Below are 17,981 nucleotides of genomic sequence, written 5' to 3'. Positions count from 1 at the left end.
GTCACCACGTCACTACGGGTTTGATAGGGGCGGTCACTTGCCGCGCGCTGATCGGCCCGAAATAGCGGCCGTCGAAAGAGGCCGCGCCATCGCCAAGGACAAGGATTTCCCCGTCGCCTAGCGTCCAATCGGCATTGAGCCGGGGCAAGGCCCGCCCTGCCCCATCGGCAAGTTGCGGGGCGCTGTCGGGGACAAGGCGGCCGTTGATCCGCACGCCCTGCCCGCCAATCTGAACGCGGTCGCCTTTAGCGGCTAAAATCCGCTTCATCATTTCATAGCTTCCGCTGGGGCAGTCGCCGGGTTCGATGTAGCGCCTACGCAACGCCTCCAAAAAGGGCGGCGCTGCGGGCGGACAGAACGCCACAAGATCGCCCTTTTGCGCGGTCCCGCCCGTCGCCCGATAGACGCCTAGCGGGATGCTCGGCGTAGCGTTGAAGCGAAGGCCCGCCGCCTTCGCGCCAAGCATGGCGATCATGGCCCCCGCCACGCCACAAACCGCATAGCGGCTGACCTTGGCGAAGCTCGGCCGCTTCATAGTTTGATCCTCCGGCCCCCTTCGGGCGGCTTCGGCGCTTGATTGCCCCTGATCGTGTCGCTCCGATCCGGCGCGGGAATCTTGGCGCGGGCACTAAAGGTCGGGTCTTGGAAATAGAGGGGCTGACGGCCGTAGATCATGGGATAGCCTGCGACATAAATCAGCATGTCGCCCGCTTCCGAAATATCTCCGTCCGGGGTCTTCTTCGGCCCCGGCATCCTCATACACTCATCCGGCGTCAAAAGCGGGCGCTGGGTTTCCTGCACGGTCTTGGACACGGTGCCACCAAAGAACCCCCCGCCCCCGCGTCCCGTGCTTTTGGTGATTTGCTCTTTAAGAACGGTGGTCTGGCCGGTGAGTTTGGAAAGATGCTCGGCCGTCTCAACGCGGTTGGGCGGATAGGCGTTCTGGATATGAGCATTGGAGGTTATCAGCTCATCCGGCCCATAGCCGGTTTCCCGGCTCCTAAGCTGGTTGGTGTCCTGACAAATGAGATAGAATTTCAGGCCGTAGCCTGCGGCGAACGCCAAGGACTCCTGAATGATTCCAAGTTTCCCAAGGCTGGGAAACTCATCAATCATAAATAGCGCGCGGTGCTTGTAGCTCTGAACCACCCGGCCCTCCTCGAACTCCTGCTTGGGCGCGAGGATACGCACCATCATGTTGAGCATGACGCGGACAAGCGGGCGCAGTCGGTCCTTATCCGTGGGCTGGGTGATGATGTAGAGGCTAACCGGCCTCTCGCTGTTCATCAGGTCACGAATGAGAAAATCGGAAGTGGCGGTATTCGCGGCCACAACCGGGTCTTGATATAATTCTAGATAGCTCTGCGCGGTCGATAGAACCGATCCGCCCTCATCATCGGGACGATTGAGCTGGGCGCGCGCGGCTTTGCCGACAACGGGATGATTTTTGCCGCCCGGCAAATGGCCGAACGTAAGCATTTCCTCCCAAACTTCCTGCGCGGGCCGAACCGGATCGGCCAACACGGCATCCACTTCGGCCAAGGTCGCCGCGTTGCCGCCATGCTTGGCTTTGTAGATGACATGCAGGATCACGCCTACCAGAAGCGCCCGCGAGGTCTTTTGCCAGTGGCTTTCGACCCCCTTCCCGTCCGGGTCCACTATCAGCGTAGCGAGATTCTGAACGTCTGCGACTTCGTTGTCAGTCCCTACCCTGATTTCGTCCAGCGGGTTCCAGTGGGCGGAGCCGCGCGAGCTGGCCGGTTCAAATCGCATGACGATCTGGTTGGCGCGTTGCTTCCTCCAACCGGCGGTCAACGCCCATAGCTCGCCCTTCAAATCGGTGATGACGGCGCTATGCGGCCACGAAAGCAGCGTCGGGATGACAAGGCCCACGCCCTTCCCCGATCGGGTCGGGGCATAGGTAAGGCAATGCTCCGGGCCGGAATGGCGTAGATAGACCGTCTTCCCGTTCTTCTCCTGATAAGCGCCAATATAGACCCCATCATTTTCAACGAGGCTGGCCGCGCGAATGTCCTCCATGTCGGCCCAGCGGGCCGATCCATGCAGATAGGCATTGCCCTTCCCGGCGTTCGATTTCGCCAGTTTGACAGCGGCGGTTATCAGGACGCCCACGCCGAAAACCACGGTGCCCACGCCCACGGCTTGCCCGAAGGCGGGTTTCAGCGCCGGAACCTCGCTCCATTTGCTGAACCATTGCAGGAAACGCCACGGGGCATAGATATGGCCCGCACTCGGCCCCAAGGTTGCCTGATAGGCCATCTGGTGCGCGAACATCTGCGTTGCGCTCCATAAGCCTCCAAGGGCGGAACCGGACACAAGGGCCGCCAGCAACGGACGATTATCGCCCTTGCTTCCGCGCTCCCGCACTTGCGGCCCGATGGCTGTATTGCGCTTCTTTGCCATGCTTTGCCCTTCTCGCGGCCGTTACCGGCTGCGCCCCTTGCTTTTGACGGTGCCATTGCTGGCAATCTCGATCGGCTCGCCAATCGCCAGCTTGCCCGCGCGGGCGGCGCTACGCGCGTCTACGGGCAGCACAAGCATGTCAGCGCCATCTCTTAGGAGTATCAATTTCTGCCCTTCGATTTGTCGCGTCCCGGCGTAAATCAGCGGCCCATGATCGCCAGTGAACAGCCGATGCGCCGGTATATCCATTCCAATGTGACGCTTCGCATTACGTTCCGCAATGTATTTATCCGCTGCTATGGCCTGATCGTCGCTCATTCGCGGCCGATCGTCGTCCCGTCGCACAACACGATCTGGCCGGGCTTTTTGGTCGTCCACGTCTGAATGAACATCACGCGGCAATAGCAAGCGACCTCGCTCGGCGTGCTGAACCAGACCGAGTTGGGACAGGTCGCGCAAACTACCTCGGCTTTCGGGCGGCGGCTCTCGTCCAACGCGGCCAATGTTGGGCTTAACGGCGCGCTCGCTGGGGGCCTCGGCTCCTCCGGCGCTAGAATGTCCATTTCTGGCGGGCTGTGCGTGACCAACTCCAACGGCGGCGGTGCTGGCTCCTCCGGCTGCAAGTCCGGTTCCGGCGTTGGTTCCTCCGGCGCTGACGGCACCGGGTCGGAATGTCCCGTTTCGACCTGGTGCTGTGGCGCTGGCGTCTCGTCCAGCGCCATTGACGGCGTTTCGCCCAACAACGCCAGCGCCGCCTCTATCTCCTCGTCCAATGATTTGTCTGTCACGCGCACGCTCCTCTTGCCTGATATTTTGACGGCGGGCCTCTAGATCGGGGTCCGCGAAAGTGATGGGCATGGCCGAACGGGCGGCGGCTTCCACCACAAGGGCCTTGAATTGATCGCTGCCGCTAATCGCCAGCCTGTCGCCATAGCGTTCGTGCGCAAGCCGCAAGGCGGCAACAACGCCCTCGATCTGCGCCCCGCGCGATACATGCAGGCGCTGGCCATCATCGCGCACCGCTGCATTGGCGGTGCGGTAGATGATCGTCCCGCGCTTAGTGATGTGGTCTTGCCTGATCGCTGCGGGATGCGCTGCGGTCGGCATGGCGGCTATATGCAGCGCGTCATTGGGGGCTGTGCGCCGCCCCTCCCGCGCGCGCAGGGCCTCAAGGGCGGTCTGGTCGCCTGCCTTGGCCTGCTCCTGTAGCCAGTCATTCCACCCGCGCCGGGAATTGCGCGACGCAATGCGCTCCCGTTCCCGCCCGTGGGCGGCGACAATCTTGGCAATGGCGGCCTTGGTGGAGCGGGCCGCCAATGCGTAATTGAGGCGCTTAACAACCGGGCCGCCACCTAGCAGCTTTATCGCCGCCCGCTTCGTCCTCCCGATGCGCTTCACCTGTTCAATGGCCGCGCGGCGCTTGGCTGCGGCCTCGGCCAGCTCGACCTTTCGGCGCGTGGCGCGTGTGCCCTGCTGCTCGCGGTAGGCGGAGAATAGGGCGCTGGTGTCGATACGGGAGGGCACGGGGCGCTTTTCATAGGTCTGACGGGCCTTCGGCGCCCCCTCCCCTCCCTGTGCGCTCTGGAAGGCTCCCAAGCGTTTCTCTAGCGCCCCTTTTGACAGCTCGCGCGCGATGGAGCTGGCCTTTACGGTCGTTCCGTCCATCGCCGCAAATATCAGGCCGTTGCCGCGCGCCTGCACCGACAAGCCGAAATTGGCCGCGATCTGGTGCAACTCGGCCCAACTCGCGGCGGCCTTCAATGGCTCGGCGCAATTCCGCTGCGCCCAACCTATCAGGCTTTCCGTGCCCGCGATCTGCTCCATGTCGCGCGCGCGTGCTTCTCCCGCGCGCTGCCGGGCCGCATGATTATCCGGCTCTAACCCGTGCTTGACCTCTAGCCGCTCACAAACAGCGGCAAGGGTTTGATAATCCCGCAACGGCGCGTGGATCGTGTGCCGGACAGGGTGAATCTTGTTGATCGCTAGATGAATATGCGTGTTGTCGGTGTCGTGGTGGACGGCGCTAACCCGTTGATGCTCGGCAAAGCCCAACGCGGCGCATACCGCCTCCTCTATGTCACGCATAACCTCGGCGCTGGGATTCTCGCCGGGCCGGAAGGAAATAATCAAGTGGTAGGTCTTATCCGACGCCGCCCGCTGGTTGGCGGATTGGACAAGCATAACGTCCTGCGCAGCATCTTCTGGCGTATGGCCGTTGCAGTTGGTGACAGTCACCAGACCCACGCGCTCGTCACGTCCCTGCGCGCTGGTGATGTATCGCACCAACCCGCCAAAATCGCTCTTGGAAGTCGCCTTCATGGGGACGTGTTTTGCGATCATCGGCGCGGCCCCTTTTTTAGCCGCTAAAATCTTGCCGGGAGCGCAAGACCTTCCGAATGATGCCGGATAACTCCTCCTGATTGGCCTCGATTTTGGCCAGCACGCCCCGGATGATAACCGGCATCCGCTCCGGGGCCATCTCCTCCAACTTGGCGTCGTCGGTAAGCCATAGCTTCAACAGGCCGCCAAGGCGGCCAAGGTCGCCATTCACGCGCACCAACTCGCGCCCCTGTTCTATGTCGATCAGAGGGCGCGGCTCATGCCCTAATCCAAGGACGCGGAGATAGGTGGATGCGCTCAAGCCGGTTGCCTGCGCGGCGGCTTCGATCTCCGCTTTCTCCTCCGCGCTGCACCATATCTTGACGTGGTGCCGCTCGCGTTTGGCCTTGGGCTTGTCGTTCAACTCTCTCCCTTTCGACGCGGTAGCGGCGGGCCTCGCAGAGCAGGATTCCCGTTGAGCGCCCCCGGTGCGAATAAGGGGAGTAATGGGGGTGTCCGCGCTTGCGTGGATGCCTCCATTACCTATCCTGCCCCGTCTTCGACGTTTAGACGCCAAATAGAAACTGTTGCTGGAACGATCATATATCGTTCACCCCCGAAAATATCTAGCGCCACCCGGCCCAATCTGGCAGAAAAATAGGATATAGCGGGAGTTCATCGGATCGTAGCCGGTTTATGAACGCTTTATAGCCGATTGTGCGCCGAAAAATATCGTAGGTGGAAATGACAGACAGCGGAAAATCCTTCACGGAGCGATTGCGCGAACGGGCGGCCTCACGGGAGCCGGGGGGCAAAAACCGGAACCTCGCACAATTCCTCGCGGCTCGATCGGACATAGATGCAGCCCTTGCGGAAGGATGGCCGGTGCGCGGCATATGGGAGCTGCTGACGGAGGAAGGCCGCATTAGCTTCGGCTATGCGTGGTTCGCCAAATTCGTTCGCCGGTATCGCGCGCCAGCTACCGGGGAACCGCCCAAGGCAGCGCCAGCGCCCCCCTCCCCTTCCCGATCAGCGGCGGCCTCGGCCGACGCTGATCCGCCGCCCCGGCCCAAACCGGCGCGCTTCAATCACCCGGCCACTCCGAACAAAGAGGATTTGGTATGAGTAACGTCCACATAGTTTTGCAGGGCAAGGGAGGCGTCGGCAAATCGCTCGCCGCCTCGATGCTCGCCCAATATCTGACCAAGCGGGGGGAAAGCCCGCTCTGCATTGATACCGATCCGATCAACGCCACCCTCGCCGGGTTCCAGTCCCTCAACGTGTCCAAGGTCGAGCTGCTGGAAAACGGCGACATAAACCCGCGCAAATTCGATGCGATGATGGAAATGATCGCCGGTTCCAAGGAATCGGTGGTCATTGACAGCGGCGCGAGCAGCTACAGCGCCCTATCCTCCTATATGTTCGACAACGGCGCGCCAGACGTGATTGCCGATCTGGGCCATAAGCTCATCCTGCACACTATTATCGTGGGCGGGCAATCGCTGATCGACACGCTTCAAGGCTTCGCCTCGGTAGCCGAAGCCTTCCCCGATCCGGCTGCAATCGTCGTGTGGCTCAACCCTTATCATGGGCCTGTGGAGGCAGAGGGCAAGAGCTTTGAACAGCTCAAAGCCTACCGGGAGCTAAAGGATCGGGTCGCCGCGATCGTCACCCTTCCCGATCTGAAAAAGGAAACCTTCGGGGCGGACGTTCGGGACATGCTGGCCGCGCGCAAGACTTTTGAGGAAACGCTTGCCGATGGCGACATAGCCCTGATGCAGCGTCACCGCCTCGGCCGCGTTCGTGATGCGGTCTTTGCCGAACTCGACAAGGCTAAGGTCGTGTAATGGCCGATCACGAAAAAATCGCGGCGCTGATCGCGGAAATCTCGCGCCAGCACGGGGTCACGCTGTCCGCCGATGATCCCTTGATGATCCTCCAAACCATCAACGCGATGTTGCTGGGCGAAAGCGCCGATGCGCAGGAGGAGCAACTAAAGGCGTTCAAAAGCGAGCTGGAAGACATGAGCAATCGTTGGTCGATTGCCATCACCGACAAGGCAGAATCGGTGCTGAACGCGGCGCTGGATGCCTCGGAAGCCGCCATGAACGAGCGTATGGAGGCCGCAGCGAAGGCGATCATCAAGGAAGTGGGGGAGCATATCGGGACGGGGCTGCAAAAGCCCCTGAACGATGGCCGGGCCGTCGCTAACCGTAATCTCCTAGCGTCGGGCCTGACGCTGATCGCGGCGCTGGTAGTGTTGGCCGCTGCCCTGTTCCATCATTGACGCCAGCGAAGGCCCCTCCCCCATGTCGCGCTATCCCCCGTCTCTCGCCAATCCGCGCGCGAGCGTGCGCCCTGCCGGTTTCCGATCGTCCGCCCCGCGCTCGACCGTCTTTTCCCTGATCTGTTCCTTCTCCCGCTCCGCGCGCATGTGCAGCTCATGCAACCGGCGTGCCTGCATCAGCTCCTCGAAATCATCGACAAGTTTCGGCTCTCGATATTCGAGCTTCGCCGCTGCGATCGTCTCCACGCGCGGGCCATGAACGGCCATGCCGTCGCGGATTTCGCGCACGGCTTCCAGCCTTACCGCGATCCGCTGCACGGCCGCTTGCGCGTTGGCAATCCGCGCCTGCCATGCTTGGCGCTTGCCGGGCAGGGACAGGAAGCCGGGGGGCTGCTGCTGGATTTGCTGCAAACGGGCGGTTTGCTGCTCCATCATGCTTTCTAGGCGGTCCTCGATCTGGTTCGCCTGTTCAACCTTCTCCTCAATGACCGTCTGTAGCTGGGCGTTATAGGTTTCCTCGGTTGGCGCGGTGGCGATAGCTGCCGTTTCCTGACTATCCAGCGTGCGCGCCTCGTCTAACAGCCGGTCGGCGTCGGCCTGTGGGTCGCCCGTTCCCTCGTCCAGCGAAAACTTGTCCGGGTCTGCAATCGGCGTGTCCTGCATGGCCGTTCCTTTAGCGGCTAAAATTTCTAGCTTGCACTATATCCGATTTTCTTACCTCTCGCGCCATAAAAAAGGCCCCGCACAAGCGGGGCCTGTAAGGCTGGGCAGGGGAGGGGACTATCCTTCAAGAAGCGCAAGAAGCTGCACTTTTCCAAGATCGGCCTCGGTTTCCTCGCCGCTGTCTTCATACTTGATCCACGCCACGCCATCGCGCGAGGGCCGCTTATTCAGGATCAGACGGGCAGGGCGCTTGTTATGAGAAACCTGCACAATGGCCTTTTTCAGCTTTAGCGGGTCTTCCTCCTTCGGTTCCTTCTCCTCTCCGGCCCCGGCGTCGTCACTAGCGCCGCCGTTGCCCTCGTCGTCGCCCGATTCCTCCTCGGCCTCGCCGCTCAAGCCGGACTCAAGGAACTCCTTGAAGAGCCGCACCGATCCGCGCGTAATCTCCTGATCGGCATCGGCCAGCCAGCGCGCAACGCCCTCGCTATGCTTCTTGTGGAGGCCCACAAGGTCATAGATCAACGTCACGTCCTTGCAACGCCCGCTCTGGAACGCCTTGGCGATCGGCTCCGGCAAATCGAGCAATGCCGCGTGCTGCGTGACAAAGGCCGGGGATTTCCCGATGGCCTTGGCAATCTCGCCCTTCTTTTTCCCGTTGGCCAGCTCGCGGCCGATGTAGTCGGCAATCTCGCGGGCCGTGAGAGCGTCCCGCTGCAAATTCTCAATGACCTGATCGGCCTCGGTATAATCCGGGTCGATGAAGCCCGGAATTGTCACTTTCTCGGCCAACAGGGACGCGCGATAGCGGCGCGCGCCGTGGTTGATGAGATAGCGCCCCTCCACCTTGGGATTGGGCCGAACGGAAATAGGCGTCTTCACGCCGCGCTCCCTGATCGTCTCGGCCATTTCCGCCAGCGAATTTTCGTCAAACTGCTTGCGGGGCTGGTTCGGGTCTTCGTCAATCAGCGCCAGCTCCAATTCGAGCGGAGCGCCAGAACCGCCCTCCGGGGCCGCAGGAGAGGCTAGGAGGCTCGAAAGGTCGCCCAACCCCTCCAACCCTAGCCCCGCGTTCTGCGCGGGCTTCTGCGCGGCTTTGGTGGACGATTTGCCCGGCTTCTTGTCCTCGGTGTTGTCGGCCATCGTCAAATCTCCATCTTTTCCTGAATGTGGCGGGCCATCGCTCGCATTTCCTGCGCCGCTTTCCGCGCCGAAGTCCGTTTGATCGACCAAACCGGCACGCCCGACGCCAGCGCGTCCGCAACGCTGCTCCGGTTCCCGATCGGCGTCGGAATGACCAACTGGGGATAAGCACGGGTCAGTTCGTCAAGGTGCTGCCCGTGACGGGGATTCCGGCCATCAACCTTGCTCGGTATCATGCCAAGGAATTTCAGCGCCGGGTTCGCGCGCCGGATATTGGCGATCGTCGTCACCATCTTCTCAATGCCCTGCAAGCTGTAGGCTTCAAGCTCGATGGGCGAGGCGGCGAAGTCGGCCGATAGCAACGCCGCTGCCATTCGGACCCCAAGGGAAGGGGGGGTATCTATCAGGCACACGTCAAAGCCTTCCGCCTCGATCACGGCCAGACTGCGCTTGAACGCGCCAGCAGCCGCACCGAGATCTAGTTTCTCAAGATCGGCCAACCGCGCGTCGGCGGAAAAGACAGCGATCCCCCCGGCGTTAGCCAGGTCGAATTGTGACACGGCATCGAAAAGGCCGCTCGCCAAGGCTCCGCTATCATATTCGCCAAGGGTGAAGCTGGCATTTCCTTGGGTGTCCAAGTCAATAACTGCGACCTTCAATCCCTGTTCTTTGAAGTAATAGGCAAGATGAACGGTCGTCGAAGTTTTACCAACGCCGCCTTTCTGGTTCGCTATGACAAGTGTTTTCATCGTTTGGCGTCCAATCTTTCCACCGCCTCGCGCTGCCATTGCCGCACAAGGAAGGCTTTATGTTTCGGTAAAATCGCCGTCACACGCTCGAAACCTTCGGGAACCTCGCTATGCGCGTTCCAAATCCGGTTGACCGCCAGACAAACGGCATTGCGGGACACGCCTTCGCGCTTCGCCACGGCCGATTGGGCCTCGCCGTCCACCAGAACGGCGCGCGCCATGTCGAGCGGACGCGCCGCGATATTGAGCCGTCCAGCAGCTTGCTCAAAGGCCGACGCGCTCAAGCGTTTATCCATTGCACCTGCCGCGATTCTTCTCGCGGTATAGCTTCGGCTCATAGACGCCGAGGAAGATGTAGAGGGCGATATAGACCGCATAATAGGCGAGGAACTGCCAACCGGCATGAACATCCGGCGTGTTCCAATACCAGAGCATCCGGCAGAACTGCCAGAAGACGACAAGCGGGATGATGAAGCGCGCGACGGTCCAGATCAGGACTCCGAACGTCCAGACGGCCGCAATGACGTAATCCACGCGGTTGCCCTCCCATGCGGGTGGAGGATTGGGAAGCCGCATGACCGCAAAACGTGCGGGCAGCGGGGGAATTTTCGCCTTCATCGGAATACTCCGGTTTCGACCTTGGCGGGTTGCCCGGTCACAACCGATATAATGACAGCATCCCGAACCGTGTCAAGCCCCCGTAAAGTCTGAACGGCAATAATTTTAGCCGCTAAAATCGTCGTTCTGGTGTTCCCAAATATTTCCCAAGCCCGCAGCCGCGCACAACAGCGCCCATGCCGAATAGGGAATCTGATCGTCGCCGCCCGTCCAGCGCCGAATAACGCGGGTATTGCTCAAGCCTAGAAACTTGGACGCGCTGCCCCCTGTCATGTCCGCTGCTTTGAGGACCGCCCTTACCTCATCCGGCGTCGGCTGCTGCCACCCCTGATCGGCGGGCAATAGGCAATCTGGCCGAACATCAATCATGCGCGCGTCTGTTCCTTCGCTGGCGTTGCTCCTCATGGCGGCCGAATGAGGAATATGCCCGATAGGCAGGGAAGGGAAGGGGGGCACGCTGCCCCCCTGTGGCGCTAGTCGAGCGCGGCACCGATCGGCCCCGCTTCCGAATGTTGGGCGGCATAGGCAGATGCCCACGCATAGAGCTGGGCAAATTGATCCTCGCCGTATTTTTCGTGCATATGCCCCAGCATGAACAGGGTGGCTATAAGGCCCGCCGCGTCGGCCGAAACGTCGCCAGAGAAGCCGTTGCCGTCCCATTCCAGACGATATTGGGGCTGATCGCCGGGGGCCATGTAGAACCCGCCGTTCGATAGGGTGTAGAAATGCCAATATGCGCCCGTGTAGTCGGCGGATAGCTTGGACATATAGCCATAGGTGACGGCCTCGACCTCGATCATGCGCGCCAGCCCGAACAGCCGGGGCAGGCACATAATCCGGTCTTCTTCGCCAACCAGCACGGCGGCAATTCTCTCTCTGTTGCTCATCGGACTTCTCCGGTTTCGACCTTGGCACCATAGCCCGGCCATATCCGATATATTGGAAGTTTCCCGGTTGCTGTCAAGTTACGCTCGCCCGCCATGAAAATCTTTTAGCCGCTAAAATGGCCTCCATCGCAAGGCATATTTGGTCGCTGCCCCGCAGTTTTACAGAGTGCCGCTATCCGCGCCCCGAATGGACACGCATGTCAGCTCCCCAAATCGGAGCCTTACCCCCTTTTTGGTGTTCAAACAGTCTCAATTAAGCGTTGCGCGACTAGCGCAACTCCTCATCACCTTAGATAAATAAACTCAAGGGGAGGTTCAGAACCATTATGAGACTCACGGCTAGGCAACAACGCCATCACGGGCGCAAATGCCGTTCCATAGGCTAATTAGGGCCTCCGCTGTGGCCTTGCATGTCGTCGTCTCCCGTATGTAATCGGCCTTGCTCAACCGGGAGAGCATCCAAGCCTCATCTTCAAGCCGGTCCTGTAGGCGCTGGGCCTCGTCGTCGGGCACCGGGGCAGGGCGCTTGCGCCGGTCGAGCAATTCGAGAAGCATCCTCGGCAATTCCACCCGATAGGCATTGGAGGTCTGCTCTGATCGCGCCCCGTCCTCTGTGACGGTGTGGACGTAGCGCCGCAGGCGCGCCAGCAAGCCGATGCTGGTAAGGGCGTTCAAGGCCCTTGCGACGGTGGCCCTAGAGACGGTCGCCCATTCGGCTATCATTTCATAGCTGGGCACCACGTTGCCCCTGAAACGCTCCTCCATCCGCAACAGGGCTTGATACACCCGGATCGTGGAATTGGTGATGCTCATGCAATAGTGCTCGAACTGCGTTATCTCGCGCGGCTCGCGACGCAGCTCCGCGCGCAGGGCGCGGCCCTTTTCAAACGCCAGATTGATCGCACGCCAGCATCCCTTGCGCGTCTTGGTGTCTCGCGCCGCGAGGAAGCCCTTTTCTACGTCGCTCCCGGCTTCCTTGCTGCCGCCGCGCACGCGGGCCTTGGTGATGTGCTTCCCGCCCCGGCTACGGTCGCCATAGGCTCGGCCGAAAAGCTGCTGGGTCAGCTCCCCGATCGCCAGCGGCCCTTTTCTTCTGGTGTCACTCATCGTCGTCCCTCCTTTGCGAAGGGCCGGGAGACAGGCAAAAAAATCCCGTTGCGCGAATCAAGCGCCCTTGAACCGAAGTCCGAAAACCGCTAAGTGGGAAATTGTCTGTAGGTTCAGTGTTGGCGCACTGTCCCACTAAGCGGTTTTGAGGGTGCCCGGCTTCGAGCCGGGCATTTTCTTATCCACTCACGGCCAGAAACTCCTGTTGCAGAAACATATCGTCCCCGATCCGCTCTAGGATCGCGTTGATTGCAGCCTCGCGGGACGTGAATCCCTTGCTGGCTTTCACCCTCTCCACGATCTCGACGGCTTTAGGGGACAAGGCCAAACTCATGCGCTTAAAGCCCTGCTCGCTCTGTGCCTTGGCGCGTTTGCGCTGGGACAGCGTGGAGGGTTTGAGTTGCGTATGATTCGCCATAATGCCCCGGCTTAAAGGACATTAAAGGTTCTGGCAATTCAGTGCTGAAAAAATATGCTGGCGACTGAAAGACATATATAGAAAAGCGGTCTGCGTTTACGTCGAAGTCCGCAGTTCAAGAGCATCAACGAGTGGCTTCTTGGGCCTACCAACTGAAAGAATCGAAGCTATAGCCTTACATTATCGAGCTACGCGCTACAGCCGTAATTTTCAAAATTGGTCGCCGCGATCTGATCGGCAATTAGCATCTTGGGGCCTGCGCTCGATCCTGCGAGCATTTACGGAATGGACGCCAAAGAGAATTACGCGGAAGCCTGATCTTGTCTCTCGCGCGTCACTTTCTTCTTTCAATCCGTTCGCTGCCACCCGTTATGCGCGCTCGCGCGCTCGGCCCGGCTCGTCCAAAAATGATGCTATAAACAATCATATTCGGCGTCATACCGCTTCCTTTCTCGCGCGCTCCGGCATATCCTCCGCAGCTACCCGGAATTTTAGCGGCTAAAACCAACCCCCTTGCGGAAGAAAGAAACCGAACCTGTGTATCGGAAGGTTCTCGCGATTAACATTAACCGCTTCTTGGCCTTAAGACGGCTCAAGAAAAAAGACCTCGCGGAGAACGCGGGGCTGTCTGTGTCCTTCGTATCTGACGTTACAGCCGGTAAGGGAAACCCGTCGCTCGAAACAATCGCCGCCATCGCAAATGCTCTGGAAGTCCCGCTCGTCGCGCTACTGGAACCGCCGCCTATCGGCACCGATGGCTGGGACGCCAGCCTAGCTGATACCTTATCAAAAGAAGATAAAAAGCTGGGGCTTCCTCCCGGTTATAAGCGCGTTTCCGCTATCGTCACGGATCATCAAGCGTTTCAGATAGCACAATGGCACAAGGCTGCCCACGCTAAGTTGCGTCGGTCCTGACAATCCCCCCAATCTGAACCTAATTCTTTGCAATCGTTCTGGTTGCCTCCATGAAAATTCCGGTATATCCCTTGCGTCCATTTTGTTTTGGCAGGGACGGTGCTTCATGGAGGCCAAGGGGGAACCCGCTCAAGATACGGTAAAAGAGCGTGCGAAGGAGATGCTTCGCCGCTCCATGCAACCGCTTATGTTGGATGCGCTTGCCGACCCCAAGACCGTTGAGCTGATCCTGAACGCCGATGGCAAGCTATGGCTGGAACGCCTTGGCGAACGCATGATCTGCATCGGTAAGGTCGCCCCAAGCCGGGCCGAGGCGATCATCAAGGCGGTCGCTGGCTATCATAACAAGGAAGTGACGCGGGCCTCCCCGGTTCTGGAAGGCGAGTTTCCTATAGATGGCTCGCGCTTCGCCGGACAGATGCCCCCGGTCGTGCCCGCGCCGACCTTCGCCATCCGAAAACGCGCCGTGGCGATCTTTACCCTCGAACAATATGTGGAGGGCGGGATTATGACGGCAGAGCAATGCAGCCTCATCCATGAGGCTATCCGCGCGCACCGCAACATTCTGGTGATTGGCGGCACCGGCAGCGGCAAAACAACGCTAGTGAATGCCATTATCAACGGGATGGTGGACGCGGACCCGACCGAACGGCTCGTAATCATTGAAGATACCGGCGAGATTCAATGCGCCGCTGAAAACTACGTCCAGTTCCACACGTCCCCGCAAATCACCATGACGGCGCTGCTCAAAACCACGCTGCGGATGCGGCCCGATCGTATCCTAGTGGGCGAGGTGCGCGGCCCGGAAGCCCTCGACCTGCTCATGGCGTGGAACACCGGCCACGAGGGCGGAGCGGCCACGCTGCACGCCAACAACGCCGAAGCGGGCCTTAGCAGGCTCCAAATGCTCATCAGTATGCACCCCGATTCACCACGGCCGATTGAGCCGCTGATTGGTGATGCGGTGCATTTGATCGTCCACATCGCGCGCACGCCAGAGGGTCGCCGCATTGAAAGCCTGCTGGAAGTCGGGGGCTTCGTGGATGGGAAATACATTTTGCGCAAACTGTGAAGGAGCATGACATATGACGTTGTTTTGGAATGACGCCGCCGCCCGCCGTAAGGCGCTCATATGGGGTATGCTGGGGCTGGCGCTCGTCATGCTCCTGCTCTGGCCTCACGCGGCTTGGGCCTCGGATACCACGGGCGGCCTGCCTTACGAATCCTATCTGACCAAGGTGCGCCAGTCGATGACCGGCACCGTCGGTTATACCTTCGCCCTCGTCGGCATCGTCGTTGCCGGTGGTGTCCTGATCTTCGGCGGCGATCTCAACGGCTTTGTGCGAACGCTGTTGCTGATCGTCCTCGTCGCCTCGATGCTCGTCGGCGCTAACTCGGTCCTGTCCTCCATCACGGGCGGCGGTGCGGTGATTACCGGCACCGCTTCGCCCGCGCTGGCAGGCTAAAGGGGAGGGCCGGTCAACATGGCTCTGCGATCAGTGCCTATTCGCCGCTCTGGCGTCCGCAACAATCTGTTTTTGGGTGGGGACCGCGAGCTGGTCATGCTCACGGGCCTAGCGTCGATGGCGCTGATCGTTCCGGCCATCAATTCCTTGAAGGCGTGGGCCGCTGGCCTGCTGATCTGGTTTGCAGGCGTGTGGGCCTGTCGTCTCATGGCGAAATCGGACCCGCTGATGCGGTTCGTTTACATGCGGCACCGCACCTATCGCCCCTACTACCCGGCTCACTCCACGCCCTTCCGCAAGAACGGCCGCCTGCAATTCCGCCGCTACCGGCAACCGGGGAAGAAAAAATGATCCAGACAATCGCTGTCGTCATAGCGATCTTCGGGGCGGCCCTGCTCGCGGTCCTCGCCTTTGCGTCCTTCGCCAACGCGGCCGAACGCAAGCTGGCCCGGTATCGCTCCAAGGATGAAGGGCTTGCCGATCTGCTCAACTATGGGGCGATGGTCGATGATGGCGTAATCGTCGGCAAGAACGGCTCGTTCATGGCCGCGTGGATTTATAAGGGCGACGATAACGCCAGCTCCACCGACCGCCAGCGCGATATGGTCAGCTTTCGGATCAACCAAGCTCTCGCCGGGCTGGGCAATGGCTGGATGATCCACGTTGACGCGCCGCGCCGCCCTGCTGCCGCCTACTCGGCTGCGGGTCTGTCACATTTTCCTGACCCGGTGACGGACGCCATAGATCAGGAAAGGCGCGAATTATTCCAGTCCCTCGGCACCATGTATGAGGGCTATTTCGTCATTACCGCGACCTATTTCCCTCCGGTCATAGCGGAGCAAAAGTTTGTCGAGCTGATGTTTGACGACGATCGGGAGCGGCCGAACAACAAGCAACGCACGGCCGACCTGGTTGAACGCTTCAAGCGCGAAATCACCACATTTGAAAGCCGTCTGTCCTCGGCCGTGAAGCTGACCCGCCTTCGCGCTCACAAGGTCGAAAATGAGGACGGCTCGACCGTGACGCACGACGACTTTTTGCGGTGGCTGCAATTCTGCATCACCGGCAAAAATCAGCCGGTCGTGCTGCCCTCGAACCCGATGTATCTCGATTCCATCATCGGCGGTGTCGAAATGTGGACGGGCGTAATCCCGCGCATCGGCAACAAGTTCGTCCAGACGGTAGCGATCGAAGGTTTCCCGATGGAATCGACGCCGGGCATCCTCTCGGCGCTGGGCGAGCTGCCGATTGAATATCGCTGGTCCACGCGGTTCATATTTATGGACCTCCATGAAGCTGTGAAACACCTTGAGGATTTCCGCAAAAAGTGGCGGCAAAAGGTTCGCGGCTTCTTCGATCAGGTTTTCCAGACCAACAGCGGCAAGATAGATCAGGACGCCCTTTCGATGGTGGCCGATGCCGATAATGCGCTGGAGGAAGTCAACTCCGGCCTTATTGCACAAGGATACTATACCGGCGTCGTCGTCCTGACGGACGAAAGCCGCGATAAGGTAGAACAGGCCGCGCGCCAGCTTGAAAAGGCTATCAACGCACTCGGTTTCGCGGCCCGTATCGAGACGGTGAACAACCTAGAGGCGTTCTTGGGCACGCTGCCGGGGCATGGCGTCGAAAACGTCCGCCGCCCGATCATCAACACCATGAACCTAGCCGACCTGATGCCGACCAGCTCGATATGGACCGGCCTCGATCATGCGCCGTGCCCGATGTATCCGCCCAGCTCGCCCCCGCTCATGTCTGGCGTCACCAACGGCTCCACGCCGTTCCGGCTCAATCTCCACGTCCGCGACGTGGGGCATAGCTTCATCTTCGGCCCCACGGGCGCAGGCAAGTCAACGCTGCTCGGCCTGCTCGCCGCCCAGCTCCGCCGCTATCCCGGCATGTCCATTTTCGCGTTCGACAAGGGCCTGTCGCTCTACCCGCTGGCGAAGGCGGTGGGCGGGGCGCATTTCACTGTCGCCGGGGATGACGAAAAGCTCGCCTTCTGCCCGCTCCAATTCCTCGAAACCAAGTCCGATCGCGCATGGGCAATGGATTGGATCGACACAATCCTAGCCCTCAACGGCGTGGCGACCACGCCCGCGCAACGCAACGAAATCGGCAACGCCATCGTCAACATGCACGCCAGCGGGGGCAAAACCCTCTCTGAATTTGTGGTCACGATTCAGGATGAAACGGTGCGCGAGGCGATCCGCACCTACACGGTGGACGGCTCTATGGGCCATCTTCTCGATGCGGAACATGACGGCCTGAGCCTGTCGGAATTTACCGTGTTTGAAGTCGAGGAGCTGATGAACCTCGGTGAAAAATACGCGCTGCCGGTCCTCCTCTATCTTTTCCGGCGTATCGAGCGATCTTTGAAGGGCCAGCCTGCCGCGATCATCCTTGATGAAGCATGGATTATGCTGGGGCATCCCGCCTTCCGGGCCAAAATCCGCGAATGGCTCCGGGTGCTGCGCAAGTCCAACTGCCTTGTTCTCATGGCAACGCAAAGCCTGTCTGACGCCGCAAATTCGGGCATCCTTGACGTTATCGTGGAGTCCACCGCGACCAAGATTTTCCTGCCGAACGTCTATGCGCGCGATGACGATACCGCCCAACTCTACAGACGCATGGGCCTCAATACACGCCAGATTGAAATCTTGGCGACGGCCATCCCCAAGCGCCAATATTACTATCTCTCGGAACAGGGGCGGCGGCTCTTTGAGCTGGCGCTAGGCCCCGTGGCCCTGTCCTTCGTCGGCGCGACCGACAAGGAATCCATCGCCACCATTAAGGCCCTTGAAGCGGCCTATGGCCCGGCATGGGTCAACGAGTGGCTGGCCATCCGTGGCGTCGAATCCACCATCAATATCGGCCGCGCGGCGGCGGCCCCCGGCTCTGTTGCAAAGATTGGCGGCAGTCAGAGGTAGGCTGTCGCTCTGCGCCGATCAGGCGGCTGCTGCGAAATGGTGGTTGAGCATGCCCATG

At 60.4% G+C, this 17,981-nt stretch carries 21 protein-coding genes; 8 read left to right on the top strand and 13 right to left on the bottom strand.

Annotated elements, in window-relative coordinates; translation table 11 throughout:
* Nucleotide 1 precedes the first annotated feature (1 nt).
* The 4 genes from traF to GGR43_RS21880 are packed head-to-tail and all read right to left on the bottom strand — an operon-like array spanning nucleotide 2 to nucleotide 5,167.
* On the bottom strand, nucleotides 2-535 hold the full coding sequence (traF, locus tag GGR43_RS21895; protein ID WP_006954186.1) for a conjugative transfer signal peptidase TraF: 534 nt from the start codon (nucleotides 533-535) through the stop codon (nucleotides 2-4).
* Nucleotides 532-2,424, bottom strand: coding sequence for a type IV secretory system conjugative DNA transfer family protein (locus tag GGR43_RS21890; protein WP_026149850.1), 1,893 nt, complete (start codon nucleotides 2,422-2,424; stop codon nucleotides 532-534). The genes traF and GGR43_RS21890 overlap by 4 nt, the downstream gene beginning before the upstream one ends.
* A gap of 21 nt (nucleotides 2,425-2,445) precedes the next feature.
* Nucleotides 2,446-4,764: a TraI/MobA(P) family conjugative relaxase gene (gene traI, locus GGR43_RS21885; protein ID WP_019053938.1), complete on the bottom strand. Its 2,319-nt coding sequence runs from the start codon at nucleotides 4,762-4,764 to the stop codon at nucleotides 2,446-2,448.
* A 16-nt stretch (nucleotides 4,765-4,780) separates the two neighbouring features.
* Nucleotides 4,781-5,167 (bottom strand): plasmid mobilization protein, encoded by a 387-nt coding sequence (locus GGR43_RS21880; protein ID WP_006954189.1) that lies wholly within the window; start codon nucleotides 5,165-5,167, stop codon nucleotides 4,781-4,783.
* Nucleotides 5,168-5,487: 320 nt separating this feature from the next.
* Between GGR43_RS21880 and GGR43_RS23975 the strand changes: the two genes are divergently transcribed.
* From GGR43_RS23975 to GGR43_RS21865, 3 genes are read left to right on the top strand one after another with little or no spacing between them, the layout of a single operon-like run.
* A complete protein-coding gene (locus GGR43_RS23975) occupies nucleotides 5,488-5,868 on the top strand; it encodes a TraK family protein (protein WP_158011146.1) in 381 nt (126 codons plus the stop codon).
* Nucleotides 5,865-6,590, top strand: coding sequence for a nucleotide-binding protein (locus tag GGR43_RS21870; RefSeq protein ID WP_026149851.1), 726 nt, complete (start codon nucleotides 5,865-5,867; stop codon nucleotides 6,588-6,590). Before GGR43_RS23975 ends, GGR43_RS21870 begins: the two co-directional genes overlap by 4 nt.
* A complete protein-coding gene (locus GGR43_RS21865; protein ID WP_019053940.1) occupies nucleotides 6,590-7,030 on the top strand; it encodes a hypothetical protein in 441 nt (146 codons plus the stop codon). Before GGR43_RS21870 ends, GGR43_RS21865 begins: the two co-directional genes overlap by 1 nt.
* Nucleotides 7,031-7,060: 30 nt before the next feature.
* Here the strand turns inward: GGR43_RS21865 and GGR43_RS21860 are convergent, their stop codons facing one another.
* From GGR43_RS21860 to GGR43_RS21820, 9 genes are all read right to left on the bottom strand, one after another.
* Entirely contained in the window at nucleotides 7,061-7,693 is a 633-nt protein-coding gene (locus tag GGR43_RS21860; protein ID WP_019053941.1) for an IncP plasmid survival protein KfrC family protein, read from the bottom strand.
* A 117-nt stretch (nucleotides 7,694-7,810) separates the two neighbouring features.
* Nucleotides 7,811-8,833 carry a ParB/RepB/Spo0J family partition protein gene (locus GGR43_RS21855; protein WP_019053942.1) on the bottom strand — a complete coding sequence of 341 codons (1,023 nt, stop codon included), beginning with the start codon at nucleotides 8,831-8,833 and terminating at the stop codon, nucleotides 7,811-7,813.
* 2 nt (nucleotides 8,834-8,835) lie between these two features.
* The gene (locus tag GGR43_RS21850; protein ID WP_019053943.1) at nucleotides 8,836-9,582 is read right to left on the bottom strand and encodes a ParA family protein; all 747 of its coding nucleotides are present in this window, start codon (nucleotides 9,580-9,582) and stop codon (nucleotides 8,836-8,838) included.
* Nucleotides 9,579-9,866 (bottom strand): TrfB-related DNA-binding protein, encoded by a 288-nt coding sequence (locus GGR43_RS21845; RefSeq protein WP_006954199.1) that lies wholly within the window; start codon nucleotides 9,864-9,866, stop codon nucleotides 9,579-9,581. The genes GGR43_RS21850 and GGR43_RS21845 overlap by 4 nt, the downstream gene beginning before the upstream one ends.
* Nucleotides 9,867-9,870: 4 nt before the next feature.
* Entirely contained in the window at nucleotides 9,871-10,116 is a 246-nt protein-coding gene (gene kleE, locus GGR43_RS23640) for a KleE stable inheritance protein (protein WP_244309921.1), read from the bottom strand.
* Between the two features lie 189 nt (nucleotides 10,117-10,305).
* Nucleotides 10,306-10,569, bottom strand: a complete 264-nt coding sequence (locus GGR43_RS21835; RefSeq protein ID WP_006954203.1) for a hypothetical protein — start codon at nucleotides 10,567-10,569, stop codon at nucleotides 10,306-10,308.
* 104 nt (nucleotides 10,570-10,673) lie between these two features.
* Nucleotides 10,674-11,087, bottom strand: coding sequence for an antirestriction protein (locus GGR43_RS21830; protein WP_006954205.1), 414 nt, complete (start codon nucleotides 11,085-11,087; stop codon nucleotides 10,674-10,676).
* A gap of 339 nt (nucleotides 11,088-11,426) precedes the next feature.
* Nucleotides 11,427-12,194, bottom strand: coding sequence for a GntR family transcriptional regulator (locus GGR43_RS21825; RefSeq protein WP_006954207.1), 768 nt, complete (start codon nucleotides 12,192-12,194; stop codon nucleotides 11,427-11,429).
* A gap of 178 nt (nucleotides 12,195-12,372) precedes the next feature.
* Entirely contained in the window at nucleotides 12,373-12,612 is a 240-nt protein-coding gene (locus GGR43_RS21820; RefSeq protein ID WP_019053948.1) for a hypothetical protein, read from the bottom strand.
* Nucleotides 12,613-13,149: 537 nt separating this feature from the next.
* Between GGR43_RS21820 and GGR43_RS21815 the strand changes: the two genes are divergently transcribed.
* From GGR43_RS21815 to GGR43_RS21795, 5 genes are all read left to right on the top strand, one after another.
* Nucleotides 13,150-13,527, top strand: a complete 378-nt coding sequence (locus GGR43_RS21815) for a helix-turn-helix domain-containing protein (protein ID WP_026149852.1) — start codon at nucleotides 13,150-13,152, stop codon at nucleotides 13,525-13,527.
* A gap of 106 nt (nucleotides 13,528-13,633) precedes the next feature.
* Nucleotides 13,634-14,599 (top strand): P-type conjugative transfer ATPase TrbB, encoded by a 966-nt coding sequence (gene trbB, locus GGR43_RS21810; RefSeq protein WP_026149853.1) that lies wholly within the window; start codon nucleotides 13,634-13,636, stop codon nucleotides 14,597-14,599.
* Nucleotides 14,600-14,612: 13 nt separating this feature from the next.
* Entirely contained in the window at nucleotides 14,613-14,993 is a 381-nt protein-coding gene (locus GGR43_RS21805) for a TrbC/VirB2 family protein (protein WP_006964400.1), read from the top strand.
* A gap of 18 nt (nucleotides 14,994-15,011) precedes the next feature.
* Nucleotides 15,012-15,344: a conjugal transfer protein TrbD gene (locus GGR43_RS21800; protein WP_026149854.1), complete on the top strand. Its 333-nt coding sequence runs from the start codon at nucleotides 15,012-15,014 to the stop codon at nucleotides 15,342-15,344.
* Nucleotides 15,341-17,923, top strand: a complete 2,583-nt coding sequence (locus tag GGR43_RS21795; protein ID WP_188073927.1) for a VirB4 family type IV secretion/conjugal transfer ATPase — start codon at nucleotides 15,341-15,343, stop codon at nucleotides 17,921-17,923. The genes GGR43_RS21800 and GGR43_RS21795 overlap by 4 nt, the downstream gene beginning before the upstream one ends.
* Nucleotides 17,924-17,981 lie beyond the last annotated feature (58 nt).

This window comes from Sphingobium jiangsuense (assembly GCF_014196495.1).
Lineage (GTDB): Bacteria > Pseudomonadota > Alphaproteobacteria > Sphingomonadales > Sphingomonadaceae > Sphingobium > Sphingobium jiangsuense.
Note: the sequence above shows the minus strand (reverse complement) of the source record. Positions and strands in the feature narration are given on the sequence as shown.

Bases quoted from the DNA above. Each gene is read 5' to 3' on its own strand.
- traF (WP_006954186.1), bottom strand. From the start codon at position 535: ATGAAGCGGCCGAGCTTCGCCAAGGTCAGCCGCTATGCGGTTTGTGGC.
- GGR43_RS21890 (WP_026149850.1), bottom strand. From the start codon at position 2,424: ATGGCAAAGAAGCGCAATACAGCCATCGGGCCGCAAGTGCGGGAGCGC.
- traI (WP_019053938.1), bottom strand. From the start codon at position 4,764: ATGATCGCAAAACACGTCCCCATGAAGGCGACTTCCAAGAGCGATTTT.
- GGR43_RS23975 (WP_158011146.1), top strand. From the start codon at position 5,488: ATGACAGACAGCGGAAAATCCTTCACGGAGCGATTGCGCGAACGGGCG.
- GGR43_RS21870 (WP_026149851.1), top strand. From the start codon at position 5,865: ATGAGTAACGTCCACATAGTTTTGCAGGGCAAGGGAGGCGTCGGCAAA.
- GGR43_RS21865 (WP_019053940.1), top strand. From the start codon at position 6,590: ATGGCCGATCACGAAAAAATCGCGGCGCTGATCGCGGAAATCTCGCGC.
- GGR43_RS21860 (WP_019053941.1), bottom strand. From the start codon at position 7,693: ATGCAGGACACGCCGATTGCAGACCCGGACAAGTTTTCGCTGGACGAG.
- GGR43_RS21855 (WP_019053942.1), bottom strand. From the start codon at position 8,833: ATGGCCGACAACACCGAGGACAAGAAGCCGGGCAAATCGTCCACCAAA.
- GGR43_RS21850 (WP_019053943.1), bottom strand. From the start codon at position 9,582: ATGAAAACACTTGTCATAGCGAACCAGAAAGGCGGCGTTGGTAAAACT.
- GGR43_RS21835 (WP_006954203.1), bottom strand. From the start codon at position 10,569: ATGATTGATGTTCGGCCAGATTGCCTATTGCCCGCCGATCAGGGGTGG.
- GGR43_RS21830 (WP_006954205.1), bottom strand. From the start codon at position 11,087: ATGAGCAACAGAGAGAGAATTGCCGCCGTGCTGGTTGGCGAAGAAGAC.
- GGR43_RS21825 (WP_006954207.1), bottom strand. From the start codon at position 12,194: ATGAGTGACACCAGAAGAAAAGGGCCGCTGGCGATCGGGGAGCTGACC.
- GGR43_RS21820 (WP_019053948.1), bottom strand. From the start codon at position 12,612: ATGGCGAATCATACGCAACTCAAACCCTCCACGCTGTCCCAGCGCAAA.
- trbB (WP_026149853.1), top strand. From the start codon at position 13,634: ATGGAGGCCAAGGGGGAACCCGCTCAAGATACGGTAAAAGAGCGTGCG.
- GGR43_RS21805 (WP_006964400.1), top strand. From the start codon at position 14,613: ATGACGTTGTTTTGGAATGACGCCGCCGCCCGCCGTAAGGCGCTCATA.
- GGR43_RS21800 (WP_026149854.1), top strand. From the start codon at position 15,012: ATGGCTCTGCGATCAGTGCCTATTCGCCGCTCTGGCGTCCGCAACAAT.
- GGR43_RS21795 (WP_188073927.1), top strand. From the start codon at position 15,341: ATGATCCAGACAATCGCTGTCGTCATAGCGATCTTCGGGGCGGCCCTG.